Genomic DNA, 23944 nt, shown 5'->3' with positions numbered 1-23944 from the left:
TCCGAATATCCCTTACTTATTTACTGCACGTACCGCTTCAGACAGATCGATGCTTCCCGTATACAATGCTTTACCCACGATTGCTCCACCAACACCATCATCCGCGTGGCGACTCAGACGAAGCAGATCATCCATTACACTCACACCGCCGGAAGCAATAACCGTCCGTCCGCTTGCCTTGGCTAGAGACACAATCGCTTCCACATTAGGACCCTGCATCATGCCATCACGGGAAATATCCGTAAAGATAAACGTTTCTGCCCCATACGCCGCCAATTCCTTCGCGAGAACCTCTGCCTGTACTTCCGATGTTTCAAGCCAACCGCGAGTTGCCACGTAACCGTTACGTGCATCGATACCAATTGCCACTTTGTCGCCGTAACGTCCCAGTACTTCCTCTGTAAAAGCACGATCCTCAATCGCTGCTGTTCCAATGATCAGCCGGCTAACACCCAGACCCAGCAAACGTTCTACATCCGCTACCGTACGAAGTCCGCCGCCCACCTGAACAGGTACGTTCACAGCCGAGGCAATCCGCCCGATCAGCTCATCGTTAACAGGATGTCCTGCTTTCGCACCATCCAGATCCACCAGATGAACGTATGTACCGCCTTGCTTCTCCCAGGATAGAGCCACTTGAACCGGGTCATCGTTATACACGGTCTCCTGATTATAATCTCCCTGCACCAGTCTTACACATTTGCCGTCCCGGATATCAATCGCCGGATATAGGATAAAAGATGACATACAAGGCCTCCTGAATATGAATTAGATTTGTACGCTTTCTATAGTTAAGAAGAGATGATGCTTTACCTTTGTACAGGCGCTCCTGTCAGAGCCAGAAAGTTGCCGAGCAGCTTCATGCCAAGCTCTCCACTTTTTTCCGGGTGGAATTGCATGCCGAAGTTGGATCCTCTGCCTACAATGGCTGTCACCGGATGTCCGTAATCCGTTACCGCCAGCAGATCGTCCCTGTTTTCGGTAAGTGCATGATAGGAGTGGACAAAATAGACGTGACCTGCCTCAAGCCCCGCAAATAGCGGGTTTTCCGCGTGCAGAAATTCCAAACGGTTCCATCCCATATGAGGAACCTTCAGCTCTCCTGGTGCGAATCGCACCACTTTACCTGGCAAAATATCCAGTCCCTCATGCTCGCCATGCTCTTCGCTTGAGCTGAACAACAACTGCATCCCCAGACAGATCCCGAGCAGTGGCTTGGACCCGGCAGCGGCTTCTTTCACCACCGTATCCAGTCCACTCTCCCGCAGATGAACCATCGCATCACCAAAAGCACCTACGCCTGGCAGAATAACACCATCTGCACCAAGAATCTCTTCCCGGTCACCCGTGACCAGCGCTTCGTAGCCAAGACGTTCGACCGCTTTGCCGACGCTGTGCAGGTTACCCATACCGTAATCGACAATTGCAATCGCCATCGTCTACAGCACTCCCTTCGTGGAAGGCACACCCGTTACACGTGGATCAATCATCGTAGCTTCATCCAGTGCACGTCCCAATGCCTTAAAGATCGCTTCAATCATGTGGTGGGTGTTCTGACCATAGTGTACAATGACATGTAACGTAATCCGAGCTTCCAGCGCCAATTTCCACAGGAATTCATGTACCAGCTCCGTGGAGAAACTGCCTACCTGTTGGGAAGGGTATTCTGCACGATATTCAAAGTGAGGCCGATTGCTCACATCAATAATAACCTGAGCGAGTGCCTCGTCCATCGGTACAAAAACACTGGCGTAACGCTTAATTCCGCGTTTGTCACCCAACGCTTCTCGCAATGTCTGTCCCAGACAGATTCCGATGTCTTCAACCGTGTGATGATCGTCGATATCAATATCTCCACGGGCATGCACGTTCAGGTCGAATTGTCCGTGCTTCGTGAACAGATCCAGCATATGGTTCAGGAAAGGTACATCCGTTTCAATCGTGGATTGTCCTGTGCCATCTACTTTAAAGTCCAATTGGATATTGGTCTCGTTTGTTTTGCGGTCAACCTCTGCTTGGCGCACTGCACCTTTGTTTTCAAGTTCCACACCATTATTTTGCTTATCCATTGTCCGATTCCGCCTTTCCTTCCTGTTCTAACCGTACAGCGATTGCACGGGCATGCCCTTCAAGACCCTCATGGCGGGCCAACTCTATAATAGCCGCTCCGTTCTGCAGCAGCGCTTCTTTACTATAATAGATCAGACTCGATTTTTTGATAAAATCATCCACGTCCACTGGCGAACTGAATCGCGCAGTGCCATTGGTCGGAATAATGTGATTGGGTCCTGCAAAATAATCCCCTACCGGCTCCGAGCTGTACGGGCCGAGGAAGATCGCACCGGCATTTTCGATCCGGCCAGCGTAAGCCATCGGCTCCTGCACCATGATCTCCAGATGCTCCGGTGCAAGCCGGTTCACCACATCGATTCCCTCATCGATAGAATCAACCACAATAATGGCGCCATACTGCTCTACCGAAGCAGCAGCGATATCCCGCCGCGGCAGCACTTCAAGCTGCCGCTGCACTTCGCCCTGCACGGCTTCCGCCAGCGTGGCCGAATTCGTGACGAGAATGGCCGATGCCATCTCGTCATGTTCCGCCTGCGACAACAGGTCGGCGGCGACATACACCGGATTCGCCGTATCATCGGCGAGCACCACAATCTCACTCGGTCCGGCGATACTATCGATATCGACCGCACCGTACACCTCGCGCTTCGCGAGCGCCACGTAAATATTGCCCGGTCCACAGATCTTGTCGACCGGTGCAATACTCTCCGTGCCGTAAGCCAGGGCGGTGATAGCCTGAGCGCCGCCAACCCGGTACATCTCGCTCACGCCTGCTTCCGCAGCAGCAACGAGGATGTACGGGTTAATACCTTCGCCACCGTTCGTAGACGGCGGTGTCACAAGAACAATCTCCGGCACGCCTGCCACCTGTGCCGGAATCACATTCATCAGCACAGACGATGGATACGCTGCTTTGCCGCCAGGTACATAGACCCCGACCCGCTTCAGCGGTCGGATGACCTGGCCCAGCAGGCTGCCGTCCGGCTGCCAATCCATCCACGAGTTGCGTTTCTGTTTCTCGTGAAACGCACGAATGTTGGCGGCGGCTTGCCGAATCGCCGTCACAAAGGATGGCTCCACGGTTGCATAAGCCGCCTGCAGCTCTTCCTGCGGCACGCGCAATTCCGCGGCCGTCAGCTTTGTGCGGTCCAGCTGCTCCGTGTAACGCAGCAGTGCCGCATCACCCTCACGGCGAATGTCGCTGACAATGCGCCGTACCGTTTCATTTTGCTCCGGCGTGCCATACTCCACTTCCCGCTTCAGATCAAACTCTCGTGCAGGTACAATTTTCATGCGTACAACCTCCTTATCCCCTGTAATGCCTGCCTACTCATGGCCGATTCGCTTCTTTATTTTGTCTCTTACTCTTACTTTTGCTTCTGCTTTGTATGTTTCTCATCTATGTTTCCAAAACATTAATTTATCCCCGAAAGCCTCCCGCCGATATCTCATTCGATGCCGGTATGACCTGCTGAAGTGCATCACACAAAGCCTGGATTCGTGCATTTTTCATTCGGTAACTTACCCGATTGGCGATAAGACGGCTGGTGATGTCCAGAATGCCTGTCATCTCCACCAATCCGTTCTCGCGCAGTGTCTGACCTGTTTCCACCAGATCGACGATCCGGTCTGCCAGACCAATCAAAGGCGCAAGCTCAATAGAACCATTCAGCTTGATCACCTCGACCTGCTGCCCCTGCTCCCGGAAATACTGTGAAGCAATCCTTGGATACTTCGTCGCAACACGTTGCTGTATGCCTGGCTTCCAGTCTGGAAGTCCGATCACAGACATACGGCACTGGGCAATTCCCAGGTTCAACAGTTCGTACACGTCCCGATTTTCCTCTAGCAGCACGTCTTTACCAACAATTCCGATATCGGCAACACCGTACTCCACATATGTTGGAACATCTACTGGCTTCGCCATAATGAATTCCATTCCCGCTTCCGGTACTTCGATGACCAATCTGCGTGTATCATCCACGTCTTCTGGAATATCCAGCCCCGCTTCACGAAACAGTTTGGAGGCTTTTTTATAGATTCGGCCCTTCGGCATTGCCACCTTCAGAATATCCGACATCTCAGCGTCCTCCTTCTTCAGATCCGTAAGTAATAACATGCTCAGCCTGAGCGGTTCTTGCTTCAACCGATACGGCACTTGCCCCAGCCCCGTCTTCAGGAAGAAGGAGTGTCACTACATTTTGTCCCATACTGCGTAATCTTGCCGCTTCTGTTAATGCCTCAGCCCGACGTTTCGGGGTATATTGGATAAGTACCGGTTTTTTCTCTTCAATGGTAATGCCATGAACACCATCAATAATACGGTTCGTTTTCAGTGCAAATCCTGTAGCTGGCAATGAACGACCAAACTGTTGTAACAGATTATCATACCGTCCACCGCTACATACCGGAGATCCTAGTTCGGCTGCATACCCTTCAAAGGTCATGCCAGTATAATAGGAGAAATCACCGATCATCGTCAGATCAATCAGCACATGTTCGGATACACCGTACGCTTCCAACACTTCGAATACCGCACACAGATGTGCAATCGACTGTGCTGCTTCAGCACTTGAACTTAGCTCTACCGCATGTGTGCATACTTCCTTACCACCGCGCAGACGAAGGATCGCTTCAAGCTGTTCTTTCAGCTTAGGCTCCAGACTCAATGCTTCAATCGACTGACGATAGCCGACATAATCACGTCCGAGCAACCCTTCCTTCAATTGCTCCTGCTCCGCTGTCTGGCCTGGAATCACTTCCTCCAGTAATCCGTTCAGGAATCCCATATGACCCATCGCTATTTTAAAAGAAGACACGCCCGCTGCCTGCAAAGAGGCAATCGCAAGCGCAACAACTTCTGCATCCGCCTCAGGTGAGTCGTCTCCAACCAGCTCCACGCCCGTCTGGAAAAATTCAGCCTCACGCCCAGCTTCCTCTTCAATGGAACGAAATACGTTCGCATGATAGGACAGACGCAGCGGCAACTGCTCATCTTTAAGCATCGATGAAACTACGCGTGCAATTGGAGCCGTTAGATCCGATCTGAGTACCAGCGTGGTTCCCCGGCTGTTTAGCAATTTAAATAATTTGCGATCTGATGTAGAGCTTGCTACACCGACCGTGTCGTAGTATTCAATCGTTGGTGTGATGATCTGACGGTAACCCCAGCGTTCCATACATTCCAGTACATTGCGTTCAATCGTCCGCAGCTTGGATACTACATGTGGTGTATAGTCGCGGAATCCGGTCGGTTTTTCAAAACCTTTTGGTTTGGACATTGGTAATATTCACCCCGAGTCAGTAGTTTAAGAGTCGCACTCGTTCTATTTCAACAGGATTTATGTAGTGTAAATCCCCATTCTATCTTATAAACTTGAATCAAAGTATTATCGCATAAGCCTTCAAACTATTGTTTTAGTTCAATCTTTATCATGCTTCATTTCTCCAAGAATGCTTTCACATGGTAAAGTGCTAACAAACTAAAGGATATGGGATATGATAACATGAAATCCGCACTACCGTCAACAATACCCAAGCTTGATTGCCCTTGGATCGACATATCGTTTTATATACACACCGTTACGCTCACCAATCGGTATTTATATACGAAAAAAGCTGCCATAAGCAGCTTTTTACTTCAACCATCTTCATTCATTACTTTATTGCCTTAATGCACACTACCCTGAGAAGAATCATCCGTGTTAAAGACAGTCTCTTCCGTAGAAGCTGCCGCACGGGATAAATCACGCAGTGGATTACCTCCAACAAAAGCTCCTGGGGCAACATCCTTATGTACGACAGCTCCAGCAGCCACAACGGCTCCATCTCCTATGGTTACCCCGGGCAGAATCGTTGTGTTGGCACCAATCAGCACATTTTCCCCGATAATCACCTCACCGAGCCTGTACTCCTTAATGAGATACTCATGAGCGAGAATCGTTGTGTTGTAACCGATGACCGAGTTTTCGCCGACAGTTATTTTCTCCGGAAAAAACACATCCACCATCACCATCAGGCCAAAAGCCGTGTGTTTTCCCACCTTCATGCCGAGCATTCGGCGGTAAATCCAGTTCTTCACCGATAGAATCGGACAGTAGCGTGACAACTGGATCCAGATAAAATTACGAACGCCCTTCCACGGACTCACTGTCTTGTAGATATGCCAAAGTGCATTCTGGTCCTCTACCGGATAGCGGGTTACTTTTCTCATGAACGTCCCGTTTCAATACGGATGAGTTTCAACAAGTCTCTCATGTCATGCAACATATGGTCGGGTCCATATCCGTTCAGGATCGTTTCTCCTTTAAGAGACCATGCAACCCCCGCCGATAGAGCGCCCGCATTCTGTGCCGATTGGATATCCACCGGACTATCACCCACCATTAACGTTTTGGCAGGATCTGCACCCAGTTCCGTCATGGCTTTCAGTACCGGTTCAGCATGTGGCTTCGGATTCGTTACATCGGTCACTGTTACAATCGTCTTCATATATTTCAGTAGGTCAAAACGTTCTAGTACCTTTAGTGTAGATGGACGAATTTTGGTTGTGACTACACCCATCACAATGCCAGCCTGATGCAGCGCCTCTACTACCTCAATAACATGCGGAAAAGGTCTAACCATTGCTTCATGATGGATATCATTATAAGCACGGTAACCTTTCACGTACTCGGAGACTTCCTCCTGGCCAGAGAAGGTGCGCATCTGCTGCTCCAGTGTTCCACCCATATGTGGAATAATCTGTTCACGTGTCCATGGCGCTGAATGATCCCATCCCCCCATGACATGCTGGAATGAGCTGATAATCAACTCATTGGTATCAATAATCGTTCCGTCCAGATCAAACAATACCGTGTCAATCATGTTGCATTACTCCTTTTTATCATCAACTTGCTTTGGATCATCTTTGGCTGGAGGTGTTACCTTATTCTCTTTGCCAGCAACTGTTCCCGTATGCTCCATATCATCTGAGGTAACTTTGGACGATACAATCGGATCACTATAACGAACATCTGCTTTACCTGTCACTCTTCTCACCACAATGAATACAACAGCAACAATAATGATACCAATCGCGAGCAGTTGCGAGATTCTTACATTACCATAAGCAGGATCCAGATATCCTTGTTCAAAGCCCATTGCAGTCATTGGAGACCACAGCCCGTTCACTAATGAAGCAACCCATTGCGGAGCCTGGAAGCCAAGACTGTCCGTACGTAGAGCTTCAATGAAGAAGCGACCGATAGAGTACCAGATGAAATAAGACATGAACAGTTCACCTGAACGCAGAAACTTCTGACGACGCAGAACCAAGAGCAAGACCAGACCAACGAGACTCCACATCGATTCATACAAAAATGCAGGATGGTGGAATACGCCTTCTACGTTCATTTGATTCACAATAAAGTCCGGCAGATGAAGCTTGTCTCTCAAAAATGATTCTTCTACAGGACCGCCGTAGGCTTCCTGATTCACAAAGTTCCCCCAGCGTCCGATCAGCTGCCCTACGAGCAGTCCAGGCGCACAGATATCGGCCATACGCCAGAAGTTATACCCTTTACGACGGAAGAAAATAACTGCACAGATGATTGCACCAATAAGGGCACCATAGATGGCAATACCACCATTCCATATTTTAAAGACATCCCAGAAATTATCCTTATAATCTTCCCACTTAAATGCGACGTAGTAGATGCGGGCACCAATGATGGCAGAAGGCACACCCAGCAGGACCATGTCCATGAACACTTCCTGTGGAATATTGTATCGTTTGCCCTCCCGGATTACGAGCAGGAGTCCTATAAGTGCCGCGGCACCAAGAATAAGCCCGTACCAGTGAACCTTTAACGCTCCAATAGAGAACGCAATCGGGTTCAACAGTAATAATGTATCCATTCATTCACACTCCTATTTATTCAATCAATCGCACGCATGACGAATGGTTGGCATACACTGCGCCTTAAGAGAAGCAGTACATGTCAACCATTTATCTTCATTTCCTTGTATAAAATATTTCTTAATCCATGTCTTCCATATCTTCCGAGATGGTTGCTGTCAGCTTGTTTGTGAATTGCAGTGCAGCATTCAGACCCATCTGTTTCAGACGATAGTTCATACCTGCCACTTCAATAATAACCGCCAAGTTCCGTCCCGGACGAACAGGAATCGTAACAAGAGGTACATCCGTATCAATGATACGTGTAGTCTCTTCATCCAGACCCAGACGATCATATTGTTTATCCTGCTGCCATGCTTCAAGACGCACAACCAAAGTAATTCGTTTGTTATTCCGAACCGCACCAGCTCCGAACAATGTCATGACGTTGATAATACCGACACCTCGAATTTCGAGCAAGTGGCGGATCAATTCAGGTGCAGTACCGTGCAGCTGAAAATCTGACGTTTGGCGGATCTCTACCGCATCATCGGCAATCAGTCGGTGTCCACGTTTCACCAGTTCAAGTGCTGTTTCACTCTTACCAATACCGCTACTACCTGTGATCAGCATACCTACGCCATAGACATCACAAAGTACACCGTGAATGGTTGCTGTTGGTGCCAATTTCTTTTCCAGGAATCCCGTAATCCGGCTCGATAAAATCGTTGTAGCCATGTTGCTGCGAAGTACAGCCAGATTCTGTTCTTCACTAATATCAATCAGCTCTTGCGGAACTTCCAGTCCACGCGTGACAACGATACAAGGCGTCTCTTCCGTACAAAGACGTTGCATACGATCGCGCCGCTCTTGCTCAGGTAACATTGCAAAGAAAGCTAACTCCGTTCTTCCAAGTAGCTGGACCCGTTCTTGTGGATGGTATTCAAAATAACCGGCCATTTCCAGACCAGGACGGTTCAGGTCATCTACCGTAATGACTCTTTTCAATCCGTGAGATCCAGAAACAACCTCCAACTGAAATTGCTGCACGAGTTCAGATACTTTCACTTTTTTCGCCATTTGTCTCTTCCTTTCAGCATTAGCTGTCCCTCTATGTACATCAGATCGTGTATCAGTTATTTCCATTATTAGCGCATTCACAACATGGGGTACAGCCTGCATCCCCTTCCAACAGTCGATTCTCTCAAATATATGAAGACAGACCTTCAAATAATCTTAAATGAATTCCGGGATGAATGCAATCGCAGCCTCCGACAACCATTAGTAAGAAAAGTCCTCTGATCGAAGCACCTTCTAGGATATTACATTCGTAGTTTAGCGGCTGTTTTTCTTACGGTTATTAATCCTTCAACTCCGCCGAAACTTATAGTTCCAATAATCTTAAAAAAGCCCCTTCCAGCATTAACGGAAGGGGCTCTCATTACAATGTATAATTGCATTAACTGTCAGGTTCCATCGTTACCGAGGAATCCCAGTATTATTAGTCTTGAAGAAGTACGTTTACTTCAGTCTCTTTGTCAAAGATATGAACTTTGTTCATGTCGATGGCCATTTTAACTGTGGAACCATCACGAGTGTTAGAACGTCCGTCTACACGTGCGATTGTAGTATCGTTACCTACGCCGCTCAAGTAGAGGAGCATTTCGTGACCCAAGTTTTCTGTTACGTCTACGTGAGTAGAGAATACAGAGTTCGGTGATGCTTCCAGGAATACTGGCTCTTCGTGAATGTCTTCTGGACGAACACCCAGAATCACTTCTTTGCCAATGTATCCTCTAGATTTCAACACTTGTGCTTTACCTTGCGGGATTTCAACGTCCACGCCTGGAGCTACGAAGTGAAGGTTTGCACCTTGCTCAGCCAATTTACCCGAGATAAAGTTCATTGTCGGGGAACCGATGAAACCAGCCACGAACAGGTTAGCCGGCAGGTTATACAACTCTTCCGGAGAAGCTGCTTGTTGGATGATACCATCCTTCATAACTACGATCCGGTCACCCATCGTCATTGCTTCGATCTGGTCATGCGTTACGTAGATAACTGTTGTTTCCAAACGTTTAGCCAGCTTAGTGATTTCCGCACGCATCTGACCACGAAGTTTCGCATCCAAGTTGGAGAGAGGCTCATCCATCAAGAAGACTTGTGGATCACGGACAATCGCACGTCCTAGAGCGACACGCTGACGTTGACCACCGGACAATGCCTTAGGTTTACGCTCAAGCAAATGCTCGATATCCAGGATTTTAGCTGCTTCACGTACACGTTTGTCGATCTCATCTTTTTTAACCTTACGCAATTTCAAACCAAACGCCATGTTTTGATATACGCTCATATGCGGATACAAGGCATAGGATTGGAATACCATCGCGATATCGCGGTCTTTAGGTGCAACATCATTAACGACACGGTCACCGATATAGAGTTTACCTTCAGAAATTTCCTCAAGGCCTGCGATCATACGCAGTGTTGTTGATTTACCACAACCGGACGGGCCTACCAATACCAGAAATTCTTTATCTTTAATGTCCAGGTTAATGTCAACTACAGTTGCTTTATCAGAACCCGGGTATTTTTTGAAAATATGCTCTAAACGTACTCCAGCCATGATTGTTGCCTCCTCAGAGATCATTTTGTAATCGAATACAATTTGTATTTTTATATTACCCTATCTGCATGAGGTTTGACTATTCGCAAACTGCACAAAAATATCAATGCTTTTTCGTCACTTTGTACATAAGTAGCAAAAACTGCACTAGAACAGCACTTTCGAAGTGCCTTACATCGTAACCAATCTCTTGTTTGATCTTGTCCAGACGATAAACCAACGTATTACGATGAATAAAAAGTCGTTTAGCTGTCTCGCTCACATTACAGTCCAGGCTAAAGAAAGTCTCCAGCGTAGCGAGGGTCTCGCTGTCATTGAAGATTAACGTGTCTTTGCCTGTTTCCTGTATGAACCGCATTCGTTGTGCATCTGGAATACTCGCTACCAACCGTTCCAAATGCAGATCCCATGGGAGATGAATATGCTGCGTAACATGGAATGATCTCCCCAAATGAACACTTTCTTTAAGAAGAGCTGTCACCGATACGAGTTGTTGTGCAGGAATACATGGCAGGGAAGCAGACAGATGGAACACCCCAGCCCACTCACTGGCAACTAATTCATGCAACCCCAGACAAAAAGCGTTCAGTGAATCTTTTTTAGCTTCCGTTGTGTCTTCCTCAGCTTCTTCTGTAACAATTTCTTTATCGCCCATGAAGATCCACTCTTGCTCCCCTAAAGGAATCAAGACAATCTCCTCGCCAAAATAACTCTCAAGCAACTTGTTGAGTTCCTTGGACCGTAAACGATGTGCATCCGGTGTATCCCCTTGCAGCAAGAACAGAATCTTCTCATCATTCAATCCTGCAGGCGCCACAAAGCGATCAGGGACCGTTTCAGATTCCTTCTTGGTTGGTTCTTCGAGCTGCTCTCTAAGCCAGAGACCCAATTCAGTCAAATATTGCTCCCTATCATTCTCATATACAACAGGCTGTGCCTCATCGGGTAGTCCCATGTTAGTACGGATCAAAAGCTCAATAAATCTCCGTCTCTCGACAGTGATAGATCTGGCAGCACATCCCCAACACACAACGGTCTCTTCTTTTTCATTCATCCGAACCTTAAAAAATATACGCTCTCCCGTATTCAAACTGATCACATCGGATGAACTTGGAGAGGTAGATTGCTCAGATAACCCCTGACTCTCCCCTTCATCACCAAAGGTATCTGAATTCTCATGAGGACCAGTCAGATTGGCAACGGACTGCGTCCATTCTTCTATGGTAATTTCATATTCGTCCAAAGTTGTGCCTATAATGACTTCAATTTGCTGTTTTAGATCAGGTATGAGCTTCATATAATGAACGTCACCACTCTGCATGTTTTCTATTAGTTTATCATATCTTGCACAGCATTAATAAATATCCATATTCCGTTAAAATAACATAACAAAAAAGAGCGACTAATCAAATTAATGATTAATCACTCTTTTCTTAAAGATGAGTCATGAAGGGCTCGAACCTTCGACACCCTGATTAAAAGTCAGGTGCTCTACCAACTGAGCTAATGACTCATAAAACTGGTGGAGGATGATGGATTCGAACCACCGAACCCGTACGGGAGCAGATTTACAGTCTGATGCGTTTGGCCACTTCGCTAATCCTCCAGGGATTAAAGGTGGCTCGGGACGGAATCGAACCGCCGACACGAGGATTTTCAGTCCTCTGCTCTACCGACTGAGCTACCGAGCCATATTTAATTTTTAGGATTAATGGCGGAACCGACGGGATTCGAACCCGCGATCTCCTGCGTGACAGGCAGGCATGTTAGGCCAACTACACCACGGTTCCAGGCATTAATGGTGCCGGCGAGAGGACTTGAACCCCCAACCTACTGATTACAAGTCAGTTGCTCTACCAGTTGAGCTACACCGGCGTATATGGTGGAGGCTGAGGGGATCGAACCCCCGACCCTCTGCTTGTAAGGCAGATGCTCTCCCAGCTGAGCTAAGCCTCCTGGGTAATATGGTAGCGGCGGAGGGGATCGAACCCCCGACCTTACGGGTATGAACCGTACGCTCTAGCCAGCTGAGCTACACCGCCATATTAATTGTGTCTTGATTGCTTGTCCATCTTTAGGTAAAGATGGCGGAGAGAGAGGGATTCGAACCCTCGCACCGCTTACGCAGTCTAACCCCTTAGCAGAGGGTCCCCTTATAGCCACTTGGGTATCTCTCCAAATAACAATCTTCAACATCATTCAAGGATTGCTCCCTGAAAACTAGATTCGAAACGAAAGTGTGCGAATTATACTTGCTATTGGATAAGCCCTCGACCGATTAGTACTGGTCAGCTCCATGCATTGCTGCACTTCCACCCCCAGCCTATCTACCTCGTCGTCTTCAAGGGGTCTTACATACTGGGAAATCTCATCTTGAGGGGGGCTTCACGCTTAGATGCTTTCAGCGTTTATCCCGTCCGTACATAGCTACCCAGCGGTGCTCCTGGCGGAACAACTGGTACACCAGCGGTACGTCCATCCCGGTCCTCTCGTACTAAGGACAGCTCCTCTCAAATTTCCTACGCCCACGACAGATAGGGACCGAACTGTCTCACGACGTTCTGAACCCAGCTCGCGTACCGCTTTAATGGGCGAACAGCCCAACCCTTGGGACCTACTTCAGCCCCAGGATGCGATGAGCCGACATCGAGGTGCCAAACCTCCCCGTCGATGTGGACTCTTGGGGGAGATAAGCCTGTTATCCCCAGGGTAGCTTTTATCCGTTGAGCGATGGCCCTTCCATGCGGTACCACCGGATCACTAAGCCCGACTTTCGTCCCTGCTCGACTTGTAGGTCTCGCAGTCAAGCTCCCTTATGCCTTTGCACTCTTCGAATGATTTCCAACCATTCTGAGGGAACCTTTGGGCGCCTCCGTTACTCTTTAGGAGGCGACCGCCCCAGTCAAACTGCCCACCTGACACTGTCCCCGCACCGGATTACGGTACCAGGTTAGAACCTAGATACGATCAGGGTGGTATCCCAACGTTGCCTCCATGGAAGCTTGCGCTCCCACTTCAAAGGCTCCCACCTATCCTGTACAGATCGTACCCAAATTCAATATCAAGCTGCAGTAAAGCTCCATGGGGTCTTTCCGTCTTGTCGCGGGTAACCTGCATCTTCACAGGTATTAAAATTTCACCGGATCTCTCGTTGAGACAGCGCCCAAGTCGTTACGCCATTCGTGCGGGTCAGAATTTACCTGACAAGGAATTTCGCTACCTTAGGACCGTTATAGTTACGGCCGCCGTTTACTGGGGCTTCGGTTCACAGCTTCGGGATTACTCCCTAACCACTCCCCTTAACCTTCCAGCACCGGGCAGGCGTCAGCCCGTATACTTCGCCTTACGGCTTCGCACAGACCTGTGTTTTTGCTAAACAGTCGCTTGGGCCTTTTCACTGCGGCCCCCTCGTGCTATTCACACTACCGGGGCACCCCTTCTCCCGAAGTTACGGGGTCATTTTGCCGAGTTCCTTAACGAGAGTTCTTCCGCGCGCCTTAGAATACTCTTCTCGCCTACCTGTGTCGGTTTGCGGTACGGGCACCTTCACCTGGCTAGAGGCTTTTCTTGGCAGTGTGAGATCATGACCTTCGCTACTATAATTTTCGCTCCCCATCACAGCTCAGCCTTAATGATGTGCGGATTTGCCTACACATCAGCCTCACTGCTTAGACGGACATCCATCAGTCCGCGTCACTACCCTACTGCGTCCCCCCATTGCTCATAACGGCTTACGGTGGTACAGGAATTTCGACCTGTTGTCCTTCGACTACGCCTTTCGGCCTCGCCTTAGGTCCCGACTTACCCTGAGCGGACGAGCCTTCCTCAGGAACCCTTAGGCTTTCGGCGGATCAGATTCTCACTGATCTTTTCGTTACTCATACCGGCATTCTCACTTGTATAATGTCCAGCGCTCCTTACGGTACACCTTCAACCCTTATACAACGCTCCCCTACCCCTGATGCAAAGCATCAAGCCATAGCTTCGGTGGTGTGTTTAGCCCCGTTACATTTTCGGCGCAGAGTCACTCGACCAGTGAGCTATTACGCACTCTTTCAATGGTGGCTGCTTCTAAGCCAACATCCTGGTTGTCTGTGCAACTCCACATCCTTTCCCACTTAACACACACTTGGGGACCTTAGCTGATGGTCTGGGCTGTTTCCCTTTTGACAATGGATCTTAGCACTCACTGTCTGACTCCCGGAAGTAAGTCTATGGCATTCGGAGTTTGACTGAGCTTGGTAACCCTTGCGGGCCCCGCACCCAATCAGTGCTCTACCTCCACGACTCTGTTTTCCGAGGCTAGCCCTAAAGCTATTTCGGGGAGAACCAGCTATCTCCGAGTTCGATTGGAATTTCTCCGCTACCCCCACCTCATCCCCGCATTTTTCAACATGCGTGGGTTCGGGCCTCCAGTGCGTGTTACCGCACCTTCACCCTGGACAGGGGTAGATCACCCGGTTTCGGGTCTACGTCCACGTACTAATTCGCCCTATTCAGACTCGCTTTCGCTGCGGCTCCGGCTCTTCACCTTAACCTTGCACGGGAACGTAACTCGCCGGTTCATTCTACAAAAGGCACGCCATCACCCCTAAAACGGGCTCTGACTTTTTGTAAGCACACGGTTTCAGGTTCTATTTCACTCCCCTTCCGGGGTGCTTTTCACCTTTCCCTCACGGTACTGCTTCACTATCGGTCGCTAGGAAGTATTTAGCCTTGGCAGATGGTCCTGCCGGATTCATACGGGGTTTCACGTGCCCCGCACTACTCGGGATCCGTCTCGGAGGGAACAGACTTTCAATTACAGGGCTTTTACCTTCTTTGGCGGGCCTTTCCAGACCTCTTCGCTTAACCGGTTCCTTTGTAACTCCATGTGAGACGTCCCACAACCCCAAAGAGCAAGCTCTCTGGTTTGGGCTTCTCCGCGTTCGCTCGCCGCTACTGACGGAATCACTATTGTTTTCTCTTCCTCAGGGTACTTAGATGTTTCAGTTCCCCTGGTATGCCTCTACACAACCTATGTATTCAGTTGTGAGTAACTGGAAATTACCCCAGCTGGGTTTCCCCATTCGGACACCCCCGGATCAAAGCTTGCTTACAGCTCCCCGAGGCAGTTTCGTTGTTCGCCACGTCCTTCATCGGCTCCTAGCGCCTAGGCATCCTCCGTGTGCTCTTAGTAGCTTAACCAATTGCTCAATATGAGCAATAGCAATCTACCGTTTTTATTGAAACTTGTTTGCACAAGTTCAGCTAAAAAGGAATGTTCTAATTCGCGTTTGTTTCGTTTCGATATCTAGTTTTCAAAGAACAAACTTGTAAAACATTTTTGGTGGAGCCAAGCGGGATCGAACCGCTGACCTCCTGCTTGCAAGGCAGGCGCTCTCCCAGCTGAGCTATGGCCCCATATAAAGTTTAAAGGTATAGATGGTGGGCCCTGGTGGACTCGAACCACCGGCCTCACCCTTATCAGAGGTGCGCTCTAACCAACTGAGCTAAGGGCCCACAATATATATACTATTTGAACCCAAAATGGGTTACGCTTGGCGGCGTTCTACTCTCCCAGGACCCTGCGGTCCAAGTACCATTGACGCTGAAGGGCTTAACGGTCGTGTTCGGGATGGGAACGTGTGGAACCCCTTCGCTATCGCCACCAAACGTTTGAGAGTTTGAGCTCTCAAAACTGAGCAACGAGTGAGTAACTAGCCGACCTGGCTAGATTTTATATTTGAATGTTTCCGTTGCAGGAAACGATTCTCCATAGAAAGGAGGTGATCCAGCCGCACCTTCCGATACGGCTACCTTGTTACGACTTCACCCCAATCATCTATCCCACCTTCGGCGGCTGGCTCCTTGCGGTTACCCCACCGACTTCGGGTGTTATAAACTCTCGTGGTGTGACGGGCGGTGTGTACAAGACCCGGGAACGTATTCACCGCGGCATGCTGATCCGCGATTACTAGCAATTCCGACTTCATGCAGGCGAGTTGCAGCCTGCAATCCGAACTGAGACCGGCTTTGTTGGGATTGGCTCCATCTCGCGATTTCGCAGCCCGTTGTACCGGCCATTGTAGTACGTGTGTAGCCCAGGTCATAAGGGGCATGATGATTTGACGTCATCCCCACCTTCCTCCGGTTTGTCACCGGCAGTCTATCTAGAGTGCCCATCCGAAATGCTGGCAACTAAATATAAGGGTTGCGCTCGTTGCGGGACTTAACCCAACATCTCACGACACGAGCTGACGACAACCATGCACCACCTGTCTCCTCTGTCCCGAAGGAAAGGTACATCTCTGTACCGGTCAGAGGGATGTCAAGACCTGGTAAGGTTCTTCGCGTTGCTTCGAATTAAACCACATACTCCACTGCTTGTGCGGGTCCCCGTCAATTCCTTTGAGTTTCAGTCTTGCGACCGTACTCCCCAGGCGGAGTGCTTAATGTGTTAACTTCGGCACCAAGGGTATCGAAACCCCTAACACCTAGCACTCATCGTTTACGGCGTGGACTACCAGGGTATCTAATCCTGTTTGCTCCCCACGCTTTCGCGCCTCAGCGTCAGTTACAGCCCAGAGAGTCGCCTTCGCCACTGGTGTTCCTCCACATATCTACGCATTTCACCGCTACACGTGGAATTCCACTCTCCTCTTCTGCACTCAAGTCACCCAGTTTCCAGTGCGATCCGGGGTTGAGCCCCGGGATTAAACACCAGACTTAAATGACCGCCTGCGCGCGCTTTACGCCCAATAATTCCGGACAACGCTTGCCCCCTACGTATTACCGCGGCTGCTGGCACGTAGTTAGCCGGGGCTTTCTTCTCAGGTACCGTCACCTTGAGAGCAGTTACTCTCCCAAGCGTTCTTCCCTGGCAACAGAGCTTTACGATCCGAAAACCTTCATCACTCACGCGGCATTGCTCCGTCAGGCTTTCGCCCATTGCGGAAGATTCCCTACTGCTGCCTCCCGTAGGAGTCTGGGCCGTGTCTCAGTCCCAGTGTGGCCGATCACCCTCTCAGGTCGGCTACGCATCGTCGCCTTGGTGAGCCGTTACCCCACCAACTAGCTAATGCGCCGCAGGCCCATCCCCAAGTGACAGATTGCTCCGTCTTTCCAGTTTCCTTCAGGCGAAGAAAACAACTATTCGGTATTAGCTACCGTTTCCGGTAGTTGTCCCAAACTTGAGGGCAGGTTGCCTACGTGTTACTCACCCGTCCGCCGCTAACTATCAGAGAAGCAAGCTTCTCATCAAGTCCGCTCGACTTGCATGTATTAGGCATGCCGCCAGCGTTCGTCCTGAGCCAGGATCAAACTCTCCAATAAAGTATTGAAAAGAGCGATAAGCTCATTTTGAATCTGACGAGATTAAAAATCTCATTTGTGCTCCAGCCGATCCAAGCCAAGGCTTGTTTCCAACTTTCGCGTTCATTCTGCAAGCAGAATGTTTACTCACTCGTTGTTCAGTTTTCAAAGATCAAACTCGTTTTTTCGTCACCATTTTCTCTCAGCGGCGACTTTTATAATATATCATACTTCGTTTGTTTTGGTCAAGTGTTTTTTTGAAATTCTTTTTCGAAGTTCGTAATGAACTCCTTCATTTCATCTAAAGCATCCAACCAAGCAAGCAAAGCAACGAGATATAATGTACCATATAAATATCCTGCGAGTCAACTATCCGAACAAAGAAATTTTTAACCCTAATAATAACCCCACACCTGGCAATCCCAAAACAGTTACAGTCCCTATCGTTGCAGGGTTCAGCGGGATGTAGGTTCCTGTAATCCAGCCGGAATAATTCACGATATATATCCCTACTGCAGCCAGCACCAGATGAATTCCGAATGACGTAAAAAACGATAAGCCTATCCGCTTTCTGAATAAAACAACGATAAGCCCCAGTAATGATATAACCAATACACTTCCCAGTATGATACTCTTCATATGTTACACCTCCGTATTTAATGTAAACGCGACTACATACTAATCCCTCGCTGTGATGTAACATCATCATTCGCTCTGGCTCGCTTTGCTCTTCTCAAGTGGATCTGGTACTTCCGCTCAGCTGCCTCCAATACATAAATGGCATAATCAATCTCATCCTGTCCCTGTGCATCTTCAAACTGTCTCATAGCCCGTTCCCATTCCTGCTTAGCCAACTGAATATCTGCATAGATCTGATCCGCCTCAAGTTCCTTCAACATTCTGTTGTGTTTCTCTACCGAGTTCCGTGTATTTCGCCACAAAAACATAAACTCTCCCCCTCCTGATCAACACAGCTATTCTCATACTTATCAGGGAAAGGACAAACTTAGAACTTGGGCATTCATTTTCTTCACAAAAAAAGAGAGCCCTAAGGCTCTCTTTACACATCGAAACTTATTTAGCATCCGAAGTTTCCAAGGAAGTCCGCTACGTAATACAAATTGATCACACTAACGCATCTCCCTGCGCCCTTCCAATGCTTTGGAAAGGGTCACTTCATCCGCATACTCAAGATCGCCACCTACAGGCAATCCATGCGCAATCCGGGTCACACTGATCTCAAACGGACGCACCAACCGGGAGATGTACATCGCTGTAGCCTCACCCTCAATATTGGGGTTTGTCGCTAAGATGATCTCTTTTATACGTTCATCACTTAGTCGAACCAGGAGTTCCTTCAACCGAATATCGTCTGGGCCAATTCCCTCCATAGGTGAAATCGCGCCCTGTAACACATGATAGTATCCATCAAATTCCTTGGTGCGCTCCATGGCCACCAGATCTTTCGAATCCTGAACTACACAGATTACAGAGACATCCCTGGACTTATCCTGACAGATGCGACACGGGTCCGTATCAGTGATATTACAACATACAGAACAGTAATGAAGATTACGCTTCACACTTACGAGCGCTTTGGCAAAATCGATAACGTCATCTTCCTTCATGTTAAGCACATGAAAAGCTAAACGCGCTGCCGTCTTGGGACCCACACCCGGCAACCGGGTGAAGGCATCAATCAGCTTGGCTATTGGTTCGGGATAATACAATCGATTGTGTCTCCTTTGACAGGATCAATTTTTAATTAAAATAATCCCGGAATATTCATGCCGCCTGTGAACTTGCCCATATCCTTGTTGGCAATCTCATCGGCTTTGGCCATTGCATCATTAACAGCTGTCATAACGAGATCCTGCAACATTTCAACATCTTCCGGATCTACCGCTTCAGGTTTGATCGTGATAGCAAGCAATTTCTTGTGTCCGTTAACTTCAGCCGTCACTACACCGCCACCAGAAGTACCTTGGACTGTTTTGTCCGCCAGTTCCTCTTGTGCTTTCAGCATTTGCTCCTGCATTTTCTTCACTTGTTTCATCATTTGGTTCATGTTGTTCATAATTGTTCATCTCCTTTGTTATGGTTATCGCGCTATGCGCATTATTCTTTGATCACTACAAGGTCCTCACCAAAGAGCTGGATGGCTTCATCAATCCAAGGCTGTTTGTTGCCTGAACCGCCGTCTTCATGCTCAGGTTCAAGCTTAAAGTCCTCCTTTGGCGCTTCAGAAGCTCCCTCCATTGCTCCGGTCCAATCTTTGAGCATCATCGTCACCAATCGTGCAGGACGCCCAAGCTGTTCGGACAACACCCGCTCAATGACTTCACGGTTGGCCTGCTTTTCCGTTGTTTCACGGTGAATGTTGTTTTTAAAAGCAACCAACACATTGTCCTCAAGCAATGATACCGGCTCACCATCCACAAACCAGGCGTGAACGGTAACCCGCTCTTCCTTCACTCGTTGCAGGATCTGACTCCATTTTTTGCTGATCTCCGCGAACTCAGGGGCTCCCTTGCGCGCAACATACTGATCCAACTGTGCAGGAAGCTTCGCAGGCGAGTTGCCTCTCGATACAGGGGCCCTTGTTGCCGGACGAGATGGAGCACTCGATGCACCTTCTCCACCAGACAAACCACTTTTCAGTGCACGATCCAACTTCTTCTCCAACTCAGCAAGCTGCTGCTTCAAGCGGTTGATCTCTCCCCCATCGGCAGGTGCTGCATGAGCTGAAGCTCCCACTTGAACAGAAGCCTCACCTTGAGCTGGAATACTACACAGTTTAAGCAATGCAACTTCGAATAATGTCTGTGGTTGTACTGCATATTTCATTTCACTCTGGTACCGATTAAGGGTGTCAATCATGTGGAACAGTTGTTCCCTGGTGAATGACTCCGCCATATCACGGAAAGACTCCGGATTAAGTACCCGGTCCGTCAGTTTATCTGCATCAGGTACCATCTTAATCATAAGCAAATCACGGAAATAATACAGTAAATTCTCCATGCACTTGTCTGCACTCTTTCCTTCATGCATGAAACCTTCAATCATCTGCAAAATATGACCAACATCACCCTTAAGCAGCGAAGCAGCGAGTTTGGCAAATTGCTCTGAAGCAATTCCACCCGTCATGTCCATAACCTGCTGGTACGTTACTCGTCCATCCGTAAATGAAGAGATCTGATCCAGCACACTAAGTGCATCCCTCATTCCACCGTCCGATAAACGGGCAATGTATTGGAGCGCATCCTGGTCAGCTTCCATGCCTTCCTGTTCACAGATCAGTGTAAGTCTTGCTGTCTGCTCTTCCAGGGATACCCGGCGAAAATCAAATCGCTGACAACGCGATATAATGGTAGCCGGAAGGCGGTGTGGTTCTGTTGTTGCCAAAATAAACATCACATGTGGCGGTGGCTCTTCCAATGTTTTGAGCAAAGCATTGAATGCCTCCGTTGTCAGCATGTGCACTTCATCAATAATATAGACTTTCTGCCGGACTTCGGTTGGTGCATATTTAACCTTTTCCCGAAGATCACGAATTTCTTCAACGCCCCGATTGGATGCAGCATCAATCTCCTGCACATCCATCACAGCGCCAGTCGTAATTCTGCGGCAAGCTTCACACTCGTTACAAGGTTCAGGCGCAGGCCCACGTTCGCAGTTCACAGCTTTGGCCAAAATCTTGGCGGCACTTGTCTTTCCCGTTCCTCTGGGCCCGCTAAATAAGTAGGCATGGGAAGTCCGCTGTTCACGAATCGCGTTCTGCAAGGTCTGAATAATATGCTGTTGCCCCACCATATCTTGAAACGACTGGGGACGCCAAGCCCGGTATAACGCGATATGCTCCATGATGCGTTACCTTCCTTCCACTTCGCATTCGAGTCCTTTGTCGTTCCCCTATTATACTATATTCTAGGGTGAATCCAAACTTTATCTGACTCATTCATGCGTGGTTTATTAAGACATATCAAAAAGACCTCTGCATACATACAACTGCAAAGGTCTCTACATTTAAATGGTAAGCCGTGCACCTGCTATCGATATTTGCGATCCAAGTGGCACCCCTGAACAATAGCTCGGGCTAGGCAACCCTCCGGCACAAGAGTGATCTCACTTATGGCTGCTTCCTTCCGGACCTGACCAGGTTCATGAGTACTCATTGCGGAGGACCCAACCGTCAACACCACGTTTAGGGACCAAACCTCACATCGGCAAAACCTCTAGCAGGAATTCAACCTCGCTATAGCGGATTGCGAGTTACAGGGCACCGCTACCTCCCCATCTAGCACGGTAAGAAATAGTATAACGTAAGGTTATCTAAATTGCAACCAGAGGAACGTGAATGCGATTATGCTTACATATAACATATAAAAATAACATATAAAAACCCCTGCCAGATCAGCAGGGGTGTGTTGGATGCAATTAGCAGACAACTCCAAGAATTGTCCAATTAGATTCCGTATTTCTTTTTGAAACGATCAACACGGCCGCCAGCATCGATAAACTTCTGTTTACCTGTGAAGAACGGGTGGCACGCGGAGCAAATCTCTACACGAAGTCCGTCTTTAACCGAACCTGTCTCAAAAGTATTCCCGCAAGCGCAAGATACTTGACCAATCGTGTAATTAGGATGAATTGCTTCTTTCATTACCTTTCACCTCTTTCCGCCCTGAGCCTCAAGCGGACCCAGAGTAAATGGCACAACCCTGAGATTATAACACGGCCTTGTGCCTGTTGCAATCCATTATTGTTAAGAGGTAATCAACCGTTTTGGACGTGCCATTCCAGCGGGTGGAACATGGGTGTACGATCCGATCACAACATCAGGCAATTCGTCTTCAAAAATCTCAATCATCTGCTTCATGCCCAGGATATCACCTTGAGCAGGAGGAATTAATTCCAGATAGCTCTCTGGATCAATATTGAGATTACGCATCTGAATCAAGCGTAGATCGGTTCTTCTCGCAAACTCAATCATCGCCTCAATCTCTTCTTCACGATCTGTTACGCCTGGGAAGATCAGATAGTTAATGGACGTGTATACACCCTGCTGCGCTGCGTATTTCATTGATTTCTCAACATTGGCTAAGGTATAACCACGCGGTTTATAGTAGGCGTTATAGTGGTCATCCAGTGCGCTAATTGTACTTACGCGCATCAGATCCAATCCAGCATCTACAATACCTCTAATGTGATCGTTCAGACCGGCATTGGTATTAATGTTGATATACCCCATGTCGGTTACGGAACGCACTTCGCGAATCGCTTCAATAATCAGCTTGGCCTGCGTGGAAGGCTCCCCTTCACAACCTTGTCCAAAGCTAATAATGGACTCTGGCGTCTTCAGGTGTTCCAGCATAACCTCAACAATCTCATCCACACGTGGTCGGAAGTTCATACGTGTCTGCGGGGAAACAAAGCCGCTATCATCCGGTTGCTCGGAGATACACCCGAAGCAGCCCGCATTGCAAGAATAGGATACCGGCACTCCACCTTCCCAACGATTCAGGAACGTGTTCGACGAAGTTAGACATTCATATCCGAGCGCACAATTGGACAGATGGGTATAAAGACGGTTCTCGGGATATTGCTCTGTCAACCGTTTAACCCCGGAACGCACATCATCCCGATCACAGTTCAGCGGGTTCCATTGGTCAGGACTATCCGACTTCGCAGCCGTGACATAGAAACCGCCATCTTTCCAAACTACTGCGGAATAGCCGAATAACGGCAATTTATACTCTTTATCCGTCTTCACATAACCAGGGAGACACAAACGAGTGAATCCCTGTGGAAGCAACGCACCTACAGCCTGTGTGTCCGTTGGCATTGGCAACATCTCGCCGGTATCCGGGTCCATACCAATGGGCCGGGTGCTCGGGAGTCCAACCAACGTTGCACCCTCTGGCAAAGGGATGAGTTCGTCTTCCATAATCTCAACGATCATATCTCCACTGCGGGCAAGCCCGTACAGGGAAGGATGATCAAATACATTACCTTTTTCATCTGCGTATACTAAATACATGATGTTCTCCTCACATCTAATGGGTTAAACCTAA

The 23944-nt window shown here is 48.6% G+C and carries 19 protein-coding genes, 10 tRNA genes, 3 rRNA genes and 1 other RNA gene; all 33 read right to left on the bottom strand.

The window, feature by feature from the left end:
• Positions 1-12 precede the first annotated feature (12 nt).
• Entirely contained in the window at positions 13-747 is a 735-nt protein-coding gene (gene hisA / locus NZ043_RS10100; protein ID WP_047841450.1) for a 1-(5-phosphoribosyl)-5-[(5-phosphoribosylamino)methylideneamino]imidazole-4-carboxamide isomerase, read from the bottom strand.
• Positions 748-809: 62 nt separating this feature from the next.
• Positions 810-1436 carry an imidazole glycerol phosphate synthase subunit HisH gene (gene hisH / locus NZ043_RS10095; RefSeq protein WP_133387298.1) on the bottom strand — a complete coding sequence of 209 codons (627 nt, stop codon included), beginning with the start codon at positions 1434-1436 and terminating at the stop codon, positions 810-812.
• Positions 1437-1439: 3 nt separating this feature from the next.
• Complete coding sequence (hisB, locus tag NZ043_RS10090; RefSeq protein ID WP_133387299.1) at positions 1440-2069, bottom strand: imidazoleglycerol-phosphate dehydratase HisB; 630 nt, start codon at positions 2067-2069, stop codon at positions 1440-1442.
• Entirely contained in the window at positions 2062-3366 is a 1305-nt protein-coding gene (gene hisD / locus NZ043_RS10085; protein ID WP_339311632.1) for a histidinol dehydrogenase, read from the bottom strand. Before hisD ends, hisB begins: the two co-directional genes overlap by 8 nt.
• A gap of 127 nt (positions 3367-3493) precedes the next feature.
• A complete protein-coding gene (gene hisG / locus NZ043_RS10080; protein WP_133387301.1) occupies positions 3494-4153 on the bottom strand; it encodes an ATP phosphoribosyltransferase in 660 nt (219 codons plus the stop codon).
• 1 nt (position 4154) lies between these two features.
• Complete coding sequence (locus tag NZ043_RS10075; RefSeq protein ID WP_133387302.1) at positions 4155-5354, bottom strand: ATP phosphoribosyltransferase regulatory subunit; 1200 nt, start codon at positions 5352-5354, stop codon at positions 4155-4157.
• Positions 5355-5743: 389 nt separating this feature from the next.
• Complete coding sequence (locus NZ043_RS10070) at positions 5744-6286, bottom strand: DapH/DapD/GlmU-related protein (protein WP_036616162.1); 543 nt, start codon at positions 6284-6286, stop codon at positions 5744-5746.
• Entirely contained in the window at positions 6283-6939 is a 657-nt protein-coding gene (ppaX, locus tag NZ043_RS10065; protein WP_091038612.1) for a pyrophosphatase PpaX, read from the bottom strand. Before ppaX ends, NZ043_RS10070 begins: the two co-directional genes overlap by 4 nt.
• Positions 6940-6945: 6 nt before the next feature.
• On the bottom strand, positions 6946-7971 hold the full coding sequence (gene lgt / locus NZ043_RS10060; protein ID WP_091038611.1) for a prolipoprotein diacylglyceryl transferase: 1026 nt from the start codon (positions 7969-7971) through the stop codon (positions 6946-6948).
• A 121-nt stretch (positions 7972-8092) separates the two neighbouring features.
• Entirely contained in the window at positions 8093-9031 is a 939-nt protein-coding gene (gene hprK, locus NZ043_RS10055; RefSeq protein ID WP_017691278.1) for an HPr(Ser) kinase/phosphatase, read from the bottom strand.
• Positions 9032-9452: 421 nt separating this feature from the next.
• Positions 9453-10577 carry a sn-glycerol-3-phosphate ABC transporter ATP-binding protein UgpC gene (ugpC, locus tag NZ043_RS10050; protein WP_062837775.1) on the bottom strand — a complete coding sequence of 375 codons (1125 nt, stop codon included), beginning with the start codon at positions 10575-10577 and terminating at the stop codon, positions 9453-9455.
• A 103-nt stretch (positions 10578-10680) separates the two neighbouring features.
• The gene (locus NZ043_RS10045; protein WP_165980432.1) at positions 10681-11874 is read right to left on the bottom strand and encodes a helix-turn-helix domain-containing protein; all 1194 of its coding nucleotides are present in this window, start codon (positions 11872-11874) and stop codon (positions 10681-10683) included.
• 143 nt (positions 11875-12017) lie between these two features.
• Positions 12018-12090: transfer RNA gene (locus tag NZ043_RS10040), tRNA-Lys, on the bottom strand.
• A gap of 7 nt (positions 12091-12097) precedes the next feature.
• Positions 12098-12183: transfer RNA gene (locus tag NZ043_RS10035), tRNA-Tyr, on the bottom strand.
• Between the two features lie 12 nt (positions 12184-12195).
• Positions 12196-12268: transfer RNA gene (locus NZ043_RS10030), tRNA-Phe, on the bottom strand.
• 21 nt (positions 12269-12289) lie between these two features.
• Positions 12290-12367, bottom strand: a tRNA-Asp gene (locus NZ043_RS10025).
• Between the two features lie 9 nt (positions 12368-12376).
• A tRNA-Thr gene (locus tag NZ043_RS10020) sits at positions 12377-12452 on the bottom strand.
• A 5-nt stretch (positions 12453-12457) separates the two neighbouring features.
• Positions 12458-12533: transfer RNA gene (locus tag NZ043_RS10015), tRNA-Val, on the bottom strand.
• A gap of 9 nt (positions 12534-12542) precedes the next feature.
• Positions 12543-12619, bottom strand: a tRNA-Met gene (locus NZ043_RS10010).
• A gap of 43 nt (positions 12620-12662) precedes the next feature.
• A tRNA-Ser gene (locus NZ043_RS10005) sits at positions 12663-12754 on the bottom strand.
• A gap of 81 nt (positions 12755-12835) precedes the next feature.
• Positions 12836-15764: ribosomal RNA gene (locus NZ043_RS10000) — 23S ribosomal RNA — on the bottom strand.
• 140 nt (positions 15765-15904) lie between these two features.
• A tRNA-Ala gene (locus tag NZ043_RS09995) sits at positions 15905-15980 on the bottom strand.
• 22 nt (positions 15981-16002) lie between these two features.
• A tRNA-Ile gene (locus NZ043_RS09990) sits at positions 16003-16079 on the bottom strand.
• 36 nt (positions 16080-16115) lie between these two features.
• A 5S ribosomal RNA gene (gene rrf / locus NZ043_RS09985) occupies positions 16116-16232 on the bottom strand.
• A gap of 106 nt (positions 16233-16338) precedes the next feature.
• Positions 16339-17891, bottom strand: a 16S ribosomal RNA gene (locus NZ043_RS09980).
• The 16S, 23S and 5S rRNA genes sit together here with 10 tRNA genes alongside, the layout of an rRNA operon.
• 348 nt (positions 17892-18239) lie before the next feature.
• Entirely contained in the window at positions 18240-18509 is a 270-nt protein-coding gene (locus NZ043_RS09975) for a pro-sigmaK processing inhibitor BofA family protein (protein ID WP_074092952.1), read from the bottom strand.
• Positions 18510-18541: 32 nt separating this feature from the next.
• Positions 18542-18817 (bottom strand): DUF2508 family protein, encoded by a 276-nt coding sequence (locus NZ043_RS09970; protein WP_240768338.1) that lies wholly within the window; start codon positions 18815-18817, stop codon positions 18542-18544.
• 183 nt (positions 18818-19000) lie between these two features.
• Positions 19001-19600, bottom strand: a complete 600-nt coding sequence (gene recR, locus NZ043_RS09965; protein ID WP_036607246.1) for a recombination mediator RecR — start codon at positions 19598-19600, stop codon at positions 19001-19003.
• Between the two features lie 35 nt (positions 19601-19635).
• Positions 19636-19947 carry a YbaB/EbfC family nucleoid-associated protein gene (locus NZ043_RS09960; protein ID WP_036607248.1) on the bottom strand — a complete coding sequence of 104 codons (312 nt, stop codon included), beginning with the start codon at positions 19945-19947 and terminating at the stop codon, positions 19636-19638.
• Between the two features lie 41 nt (positions 19948-19988).
• A complete protein-coding gene (gene dnaX / locus NZ043_RS09955) occupies positions 19989-21734 on the bottom strand; it encodes a DNA polymerase III subunit gamma/tau (protein WP_091039188.1) in 1746 nt (581 codons plus the stop codon).
• 174 nt (positions 21735-21908) lie between these two features.
• Positions 21909-22176: signal recognition particle sRNA large type (gene ffs / locus NZ043_RS09950), an RNA gene on the bottom strand.
• Between the two features lie 159 nt (positions 22177-22335).
• Complete coding sequence (gene rpmE, locus NZ043_RS09945; RefSeq protein ID WP_036607255.1) at positions 22336-22533, bottom strand: 50S ribosomal protein L31; 198 nt, start codon at positions 22531-22533, stop codon at positions 22336-22338.
• A gap of 102 nt (positions 22534-22635) precedes the next feature.
• On the bottom strand, positions 22636-23910 hold the full coding sequence (locus tag NZ043_RS09940) for a radical SAM protein (protein WP_091039190.1): 1275 nt from the start codon (positions 23908-23910) through the stop codon (positions 22636-22638).
• Positions 23911-23944 lie beyond the last annotated feature (34 nt).

The organism is Paenibacillus sp. FSL k6-2145 (assembly GCF_037976585.1).
Classification (GTDB): domain Bacteria; phylum Bacillota; class Bacilli; order Paenibacillales; family Paenibacillaceae; genus Paenibacillus.
The sequence above is the reverse complement of the archived record's forward strand: the minus strand, read 5'-3'. Positions and strand labels throughout refer to the sequence as shown.